The sequence below is a fragment of the Nocardioides agri genome, assembly GCF_013778305.1.
Lineage (GTDB): Bacteria > Actinomycetota > Actinomycetes > Propionibacteriales > Nocardioidaceae > Nocardioides > Nocardioides agri.
Genome location: NZ_JACEIC010000002.1, coordinates 3,560,786 through 3,568,698, shown reverse-complemented (window position 1 = coordinate 3,568,698; position 7,913 = coordinate 3,560,786). Strand labels below are relative to the sequence as shown.

Here is a 7,913-nt window from a genome sequence, read left to right as displayed (position 1 = left end):
GCCGCCGGCGGTGCAGCGGCCGCGGCGGGCGCAGCGGCGGGCGCGGCGGGCGGCGCCGCCAGCGCCGCGCCCGGTGCGTGCGCGGCGTGCGGCGTGCGGCCGTGCGGCGAGCGGCCGGACGCGGACGGGGCCGGGGACGCGGCGGCGTGCGAGGCGTCAGCGGACGGGGCCGCCGCCGCGAGCTGCGGCGCGGCGTGCGGCTGGGGTGCCTCGGTCGGCATCGGCTTGGGCTCGACCAGCGGGGCCGCGATCGGGCGGAACGGCGCGAGCCGCGCGAGACCGACGAAGGCGTCCGTGCGCAGCCCGTGGGTCAGCACGGCGGCGCACGCGAGCACGACGACGATCGACGCGATGAACGGCGCGCGATGCTCGTGCCGCATCAGACCTCCCGGACAGACTCACAATTCTTGAAGAAGTCTCGGGGTCGCGCACCCGTCGCTCCAAACCCCAGGGCCGTTCTCGGACACAAATGGCCCGAAATGACTAGCCCACCCTGACCAGGGGCTAGTCGGGTGGGCGAGCGACGTAGCCCGGTTCGGCTACGAGCGGGCGGTCAGGCGGACTTCTTCTTCTTGGCCTCGGACTCGCGCGGGACCAAGGTCGGGGCGACGTCGTCGTTGACGACCTCCTGGGTGACGATCACCCGGGCGACGTCGCCGCGCGAGGGCACGTCGTACATCACGTGGAGGAGGACCTCCTCGATGATCGCGCGCAGGCCGCGGGCGCCGGTGCCGCGCTCCATCGCCTTGTCGGCGATCGCCTCGATGGCGTCGGGGGTGAACTCGAGCTCGACGCCGTCGAGCTCGAAGAGCTTCTGGTACTGCTTGACCAGCGCGTTGCGGGGCTCGGTGAGGATCTGCACCAGCGCCTCACGGTCCAGCTTGGAGACGCTCGCGATCAGCGGCAGCCGACCGATGAACTCGGGGATCAGCCCGAACTTGGTGAGGTCCTCGGGTCGCACCTGCGAGAGCAGGTCCTCCGCCTCGCGCTCGGCCTGGCCACGCACGTCGGCGGTGAAGCCGAGCGTCTTCTTGCCGACCCGCTGCTCGACGATGTGCTCGAGGCCTGCGAACGCACCACCCACGACGAACAGGATGTTGGTGGTGTCGATCTGGATGAACTCCTGGTGGGGGTGCTTGCGGCCCCCCTGGGGCGGCACCGACGCGGTCGTGCCCTCGATGATCTTCAGCAGCGCCTGCTGCACGCCCTCGCCCGACACGTCGCGGGTGATCGACGGGTTCTCGGCCTTGCGGGCCACCTTGTCGATCTCGTCGATGTAGATGATGCCGGTCTCGGCCTTCTTGACGTCGTAGTCGGCGGCCTGGATCAGCTTGAGCAGGATGTTCTCGACGTCCTCACCGACGTAGCCGGCCTCGGTGAGGGCCGTGGCGTCGGCGATCGCGAACGGGACGTTGAGCATCCGCGCCAGGGTCTGGGCGAGGTAGGTCTTGCCACAGCCGGTCGGGCCGATCACGAGGATGTTGGACTTGGCGACCTCGACGACCTCGTCCTTGCTGTGCTTGCCCGGGCCGGCGGCGCCGGTCGGCTGCAGGCCGGCCTGCACCCGCTTGTAGTGGTTGTAGACCGCGACCGCCAGCGACTTCTTCGCCTGCTCCTGGCCGATGACGTAGGAGTTGAGGAACTCGAAGATCTCCCGCGGCTTCGGCAGCTCGTCGAGACCGACCTCGGCGCCCTCGTTGAGCTCCTCCTCGATGATCTCGTTGCACAGGTCGATGCACTCGTCGCAGATGTAGACGCCGGGACCGGCGATGAGCTTCTTGACCTGCTTCTGGCTCTTTCCGCAGAAGGAGCACTTGAGCAGGTCGCCTCCGTCACCGATACGTGCCACGAGTGGTCATCCTCCGTTGTTCGAGGCCGTTCCTTCGGCCTCTGCTGCAGGGGCGGGGCCTCAGGCCCCTCCGACGGTACCGCGTGCCGTCCCCGGAGGGGACAGGACACGGCGGCCGGGTGCCGGGCGGCGCGGGTGCTCCGCCCGGCGGTAGGTCAGGCGAGAGCGGGTGCGCCCTTGCGAGACTCGATCACTGCGTCGATCAGACCGTACTCGACCGCCTGCTCGGCGGTGAGGATCTTGTCGCGCTCGATGTCGCGGCTGACCTGCTCGATCGAGCGGCCGCTGTGGTCGCTGATCATCTTCTCGAGCAGCTCGCGCATCCGGAGGATCTCGTTGGCCTGGATCTCGATGTCCGAGGTCTGGCCGAACGTGCCCTCGGTGTAGGGCTGGTGGATCAGGATGCGGCTGTTGGGCAGCGCCATCCGCTTGCCGCGGGCGCCCGCGCCGAGCAGGATCGCCGCGGCGGAGGCGGCCTGCCCGATGCACACCGTCTGCACGTCGGACTTGATGAAGTTCATCGTGTCGTAGATCGCCGTCAGCGCCGTGAACGAGCCGCCCGGGCTGTTGATGTAGATCTGGATGTCCTGGTCGGGGTTCATCGACTCCAGGCACATGAGCTGGGCGATGACCGCGTTGGCGACGTCGTCGGAGATCGGCGTGCCGAGGTAGATGATGCGGTCCTCGAACAGCTTGGCGTAGGGGTCGATCCGGCGGAAGCCGTAGGACGTGCGCTCTTCCCACTGCGGGATGTAGTAGTTCATCGGTCAGTCCCCTTGGGTCAGTTCTTGCGGGCCGGGCGGCCGTCGTCGGCTGCCTCGCGGGCGCTCTTGATCACCTGGTCGACCAGGCCGTAGTCCTTGGCCTGCTCGGCGGTGAACCAGCGGTCGCGGTCGGCGTCGGCCTCGACCTGCTCGCGCGGCTGCCCGGTGTGCTCGGCGATCAGGTCGAGCAGGATCTGCTTGATGTGCAGCGACTGCTGGGCCTGGATCTTGATGTCGGAGGCCGAGCCGCCCATGCCGGACGACGGCTGGTGCATCATGATCCGCGCGTGCGGCAGGGCGTAGCGCTTGCCCTTGGTGCCGGCGCAGAGCAGGAACTGCCCCATCGAGGCGGCCAGGCCCATGCCGACCGTGGCGACGTCGTTGGGGATGTAGTTCATCGTGTCGTAGATCGCCATGCCGGCGTCGACCGAGCCACCCGGGCTGTTGATGTGCAGGAAGATGTCGGCCTCGGGGTCCTCGGCGGACAGCAGCAACAGCTGGGCGCAGATCGCGTTCGCGTTCTGGTCGCGCACCTCGGAGCCGAGGAACACGATCCGCTCGCGCAGGAGGCGCTGGTAGATGTGGTCGTCGAGCCCGTTCATCCCGCCGCCGCCGTTGAGCTGCGGCGCGTGGGTGCCCGGGTCGGAGGCGGTGCTGGAGTACGGAGTCACGGAAGCGACCCTAGCCGCAACCGGCGACACATCCACGGCCGACACCGCCCTGTTCGCCGACAGCAGATTTCGGCCGGGATCAGCCTTCCGCCGCGGCCCGGAGACGGGCCACGGTCTGCGCCATCCCGGCCTCGAGCTCGTCGGCGTGCCCGGCGCCGCCGCCGAGGGCGAGCGGCGCGAAGATGCGCGAGGAGCGGGTCAGCCGGCCCGGCACCGGCCGCCGGTGCACGACCCGGGTCGAGGCGCCCTCGGGGCCGGCCGGCGCCAGCTCCCAGATCCACCGGGCGCCGCTCGAGGTGGTGTCCCAGGCCAGCACGCGGCCGGGCTCGAGCAGCGCGACGACGTTGCGCGTCGGCCACACCACGCCCTTGCGCCGGTTGATCCCGAGGTACCACTGCCCCACCCGCAGGCCGCCCCGCTTCAGCGGGACCATCCGCACCAGCTCGGGGCTCCACTCGGGCATCCGCGAGAGGTCGGTCAGCAGCGACCACACCGCGGCCGGCGGTGCGGCCACCTCGGCCTCGGCGCGCAGCTCCCGGCCGGGGTCGCTCATGCGAGCCACTCCACGAGGGCGCCGTGGACGGCGGGATGGTTGAGCAGGCCGAAGTGGTCGGTGCGCCCGACGTGCAGCACCGTCCCCTCCGGGAAGAGCGACCGCCCGTGCCGGCCCCTGCCGTACGCCGAGGCCGGGCGCACCAGCCAGTCGCCGACGACATGCCCGACGGGGTGCCGCTCGCGCCGGCTCAGCGTGGCCGCGACGAGGCGGTAGCGCGCGTGCGGCAGTGCCGGCACGTCCTCGGCGAGGCCGTCGACCAGGTCGTGCACACCCACCGAGCGCCAGTCGAGGATCCGGCCGAACGCCGCGGTCTCGGGCAGCCGGGCCAGCCCGCGGCTGCCCAGACCGATCCCACGGGCGATCGGCGCACCCAGGTGCGGCGTGCCGAGGGTGACGACGTCGGACACCCGCGCCGCCCACGGCTCCTCGGCGTCGCTGGCGACGGCGCCGGCCGCCCGGATGATCAGGCCGCCCATCGAGTGGCCCACGAGCGCGATCCGGGTGACCGGCTCGGGCCAGGACTCGACCAGGCGCTGCAGCGTCGCCGACAGCGCCGTGCCGCTCTCCCGCAGCGGCAGTCCGGTGTTGGCGCGCACGAGGACCGGCGTCCATCCCACGGCGGCGAGCGTCTCGGCGTACGTCGTCCCGGTGCGGTCGCGCCAGCGCTCCCAGTAGGACTCGTTCTCGCAGAGGCCGTGCACGAGGACCACGACCCGGCCGGTCGCGGCCGGGAACGCCGCCGCGAGGCCGTCGGCGTCGAGCGGCACGTCGCGACCGTCGACGCGGACCGCGGTCGGGATCGCCAGGCCCGGGCGCTCGCGCACCAGCCGGTCACCGATCAGGCCGTTGACGGCCGAGCTGACGAACCGGCCGCGCGGCCCGGCCTCCAGCCGGGGGCCGAGGTGGCCGAGGCGCGCCAGCCCGGCCGACGCCGCCCGGAGCCCGAGCGAGACGCTGCCGTGCACGGCCGCCGTGACCGGGCGGCCGGGGTAGCCCCCGAACCGGTCGGCCCACGCGTCGTGGGTGTCGCGGACGCTGCGCAGCACCAGCCCGTCGGCGACCTCCGCCGCCAGCGACAGCGCGTCGAGCACGCCGGGGCCTGCCGGAGGGGTCGCTGCGGCCGTCATGGCAGGGACCATACCGCGAGTACGTCCGCTGCCGGTGGTGGAAATGGCGCCGGCCCCCCAGGACGGGCCTGGGGGGCCGGCGTACGACGTGCGGCGTGGATCAGGCCTCGGCCTTCTCCTCCTCCGACTCCCCGGTCTCGCCGGTCTGCTCGGTCTCCTCGGCGGCCGCGGGGGCCTCCTCGGCCTCGGGCTCGCCGATGGTGCCGTCGGGGCGCAGGTTCTTCAGCTCGACCACGTTGCCGGAGGCATCCTTGACGACCGCGGTCTCGACGACCTTGGCCAGCGCCTTGCCGCGCAGGATCTCCTGGACGAGCTCGGGGATGTGGTTGTGCTCGAACATGTGGTTCGCGAACTCCTGCGGGTCCTGGCCGGACTGCTGGGCGCGGCGCACCATGTGCTCGGTGAGCTCCTGCTGGTCGATGCCGAACTCCTCGGCCTTGGCGATCTCGTCCAGCAGGAACTGGGCGGCGACCGCGTCGCGGACCCGGCGCTCGAGGTCGGCCTCGAACTCCTCCTGGGTCTGCTTCTCGTCCTCGAGGTACTTCTCCATCGTCATCCCGGCATAGGCCAGCTGCTGCTCGAAGCTGCTGCGGCGGGCGTTGAGCTCGTCGGTGACCATCGTCTCGGGCAGCGGGATCTCGACCTTCTCCAGCAGCGCCTCGAGCACGGCGTCGCGTGCGGCGGCGGCCTGCTCGAGACGGCGGCCGCGGCCGAGGCGCTCGCGGACGTCGTCGGTCAGCTCGGCGACGGTGTCGAACTCCGACGCCATCTGCGCGAACTCGTCGTCGAGCTCGGGGAGCTCCTGCTCCTGCACCTGGCTCACGGAGACGGCGACGTCGACGGACTCGCCGACCAGGTCGCCACCCACGAGCTCGGAGGAGAAGACCTTCTCCTCGCCGGCGGTCATGCCGACGAGCGCCTCGTCGAGGCCGTCGAGCATGCCGCCCCGCCCGACGCGGTAGGACATGCCGCTGACCTCGGCGCCCTCGACGACCTCGCCGTCCTTGGTTGCCTTGAGGTCCATCACGACGAAGTCACCGTCGGCGGCGGGGCGCTCGACGTCGATCAGGGTCGCGAAGCGCTCGCGGAGGGCCTCGACCTGCTCCTCGACGTCGGCGTCGCTCAGCTCGATGTCGTCGACCGACGCCTCGAGGCCGTCGTACGACGGAAGGGTGATCTCGGGCTTCACGTCGACCTCGGCGGTGAACTCGAGGGTCTCGTTGTCCTCGAACTTCGTCACCTCGATCTCCGGCTGCGCGAGCGGCTGGAGGTCGTTGGCCTGGAGCGCCTCGACGTACTTCTGCGGGATGACCTCGTTGATCGCCTGGTCGAGCACGGCACCCCGACCGACCTGGCGGTCGATGACGGCCGGCGGGACCTTGCCGCGGCGGAAGCCGGGGACGTTGATCTGCTGGGCGACCTTCTTGTACGCCGCGTCGAGGCTCGGCTTGAGCTCCTCGAAGGGCACCTCGACGGTCAGCCTGGCCCGGGTCGGACTCAAGGTCTCGACGGCGCTCTTCACAGGCTTTCTCCTCTTTGGTTCTGGTGTGTTGTGCGTCGGGGCGACAGGACTCGAACCTGCGATCTCCTGCTCCCAAAGCAGGCGCGCTAGCCACTACGCTACGCCCCGGCAAGTGGGGTCTCTGCCCCGCTGTGCACGGTGCTCGAGCCCTGCTTGGAGCGGATGACGGGAATCGAACCCGCGTAGCCAGTTTGGAAGACTGGGGCTCTACCATTGAGCTACATCCGCGCGCTCTGGCAGTCGTGCACGCACGGCAGCCCACAGCGGTGCAATCGTGCCACACCGCGCCCCGCGGACCCCAACCGGGACGGCCCGGGGTCAGCGACGGTGCACGAGCACCAGGGCGCGGTCGTCGTTGCGCGAGCCGAGCGCGTCGACCAGCCGGTCCGCGCCGCCGACGAACACGCCGCGCAGCAGCTGGTCGGCCTGGCCGAGCATCCGGTCGATGCCGAGCCCGATGTCGCGCCGCGGGGTCTCGACCAGGCCGTCGGTGTAGAGCATCAGCGCGTCGCCCCGGCGCATCTCCCCCGAGACCGCGCCGAACTCGGCGTCCTCGATCAGGCCGAGCACGGGCCCCTCGGACTCGTGGACCGACCAGCGCCCGGAGCCCGCGTCGAGGTGGGCGGCGGGCGGGTGCCCGGCCGTGCGGATCTCGAAGGCGCCGGTCTCGAGGTCCAGCGAGAGGTGGGCGGCGGTCGCGAACCCCTCCTCCCAGCCCTGCCGCAGCAGGTACTCGTTGGCCGCGGGCAGGAAGTCGACCGGCGCCAGTGCGCCGAGGAGCCCGCCGAAGGCACCGGAGAGCAGCAGCGCGCGGGTGCCGGCCTGCTCGCCCTTGCCGGACACGTCGACCACCACGACCTCCAGGCGTCCGCTGCCCGGCGGGCGGACGGCGACGACGAAGTCCCCGGCGAACGGCGTGCCGCCGGCGGAGCGCAGCGCGCCCTCGGCCAGCCAGTTCTCGGGCAGCGGGGGCATCCCGCCCTGGCTCAGGATCCGGTCGCGCAGGTCCACCAGCATCGACTCACCCTGGACGCCGGCGACCCCGAGGCGCGAGCGTCGGAAGGACGTCGTCAGCACGATGAAGCAGAGCAGGTAGAGGATCGTGATCGCGAGGACGATGCGGGGCGTGACCGGGTCCTGGCGCGTGATGCTCAGCATCAGCATCACCATCACGAACACCACGAACCACGGCAGCTGGCGCGGCCCCAGCAGCAGGCTGCCGAGCAGGAGCGGCACCATGAGCATCGTCATCGGCGCGTAGGTCGGCCAGACCAGGATCGTCGCCGTCACCGCGGCCGTGCCGACGACGAGCAGCGCGAGCGTCCGGCTGCCCCGGCGCACCAGCCGGTGCCGACGGACCACCCTGGGCCGCGGCCGGCGCGCGGTCCGGTCAGGGTCTGGGCGAGCGGTCATCATCGTCCGTC

At 71.6% G+C, this 7,913-nt stretch carries 7 protein-coding genes, 2 tRNA genes and 1 pseudogene; all 10 read right to left on the bottom strand.

The features are described from left to right. A pseudogene (locus HZF07_RS21960) lies at positions 1-380 on the bottom strand (hypothetical protein); the annotation flags it as partial. Positions 381-553: 173 nt separating this feature from the next. Continuing rightward, positions 554-1,849, bottom strand: a complete 1,296-nt coding sequence (gene clpX / locus HZF07_RS21955) for an ATP-dependent Clp protease ATP-binding subunit ClpX (protein ID WP_181645495.1) — start codon at positions 1,847-1,849, stop codon at positions 554-556. Between the two features lie 155 nt (positions 1,850-2,004). Further along, the gene (locus tag HZF07_RS21950; protein WP_157344494.1) at positions 2,005-2,613 is read right to left on the bottom strand and encodes an ATP-dependent Clp protease proteolytic subunit; all 609 of its coding nucleotides are present in this window, start codon (positions 2,611-2,613) and stop codon (positions 2,005-2,007) included. 17 nt (positions 2,614-2,630) lie between these two features. Further along, positions 2,631-3,215, bottom strand: a complete 585-nt coding sequence (locus HZF07_RS21945; RefSeq protein ID WP_157345972.1) for an ATP-dependent Clp protease proteolytic subunit — start codon at positions 3,213-3,215, stop codon at positions 2,631-2,633. Between the two features lie 148 nt (positions 3,216-3,363). Further along, positions 3,364-3,837: an SRPBCC family protein gene (locus HZF07_RS21940; RefSeq protein WP_157344492.1), complete on the bottom strand. Its 474-nt coding sequence runs from the start codon at positions 3,835-3,837 to the stop codon at positions 3,364-3,366. After that, the gene (locus HZF07_RS21935) at positions 3,834-4,967 is read right to left on the bottom strand and encodes a lipase family alpha/beta hydrolase (RefSeq protein WP_157344491.1); all 1,134 of its coding nucleotides are present in this window, start codon (positions 4,965-4,967) and stop codon (positions 3,834-3,836) included. Before HZF07_RS21935 ends, HZF07_RS21940 begins: the two co-directional genes overlap by 4 nt. A gap of 100 nt (positions 4,968-5,067) precedes the next feature. Beyond that, positions 5,068-6,489 (bottom strand): trigger factor, encoded by a 1,422-nt coding sequence (gene tig / locus HZF07_RS21930; protein WP_181645494.1) that lies wholly within the window; start codon positions 6,487-6,489, stop codon positions 5,068-5,070. Between the two features lie 35 nt (positions 6,490-6,524). Continuing rightward, positions 6,525-6,597: transfer RNA gene (locus HZF07_RS21925), tRNA-Pro, on the bottom strand. Positions 6,598-6,643: 46 nt separating this feature from the next. Then, positions 6,644-6,717: transfer RNA gene (locus tag HZF07_RS21920), tRNA-Gly, on the bottom strand. A gap of 90 nt (positions 6,718-6,807) precedes the next feature. Further along, the gene (locus tag HZF07_RS21915) at positions 6,808-7,902 is read right to left on the bottom strand and encodes a PP2C family protein-serine/threonine phosphatase (protein WP_157344489.1); all 1,095 of its coding nucleotides are present in this window, start codon (positions 7,900-7,902) and stop codon (positions 6,808-6,810) included. Between the last annotated feature and the right edge of the window lie 11 nt (positions 7,903-7,913).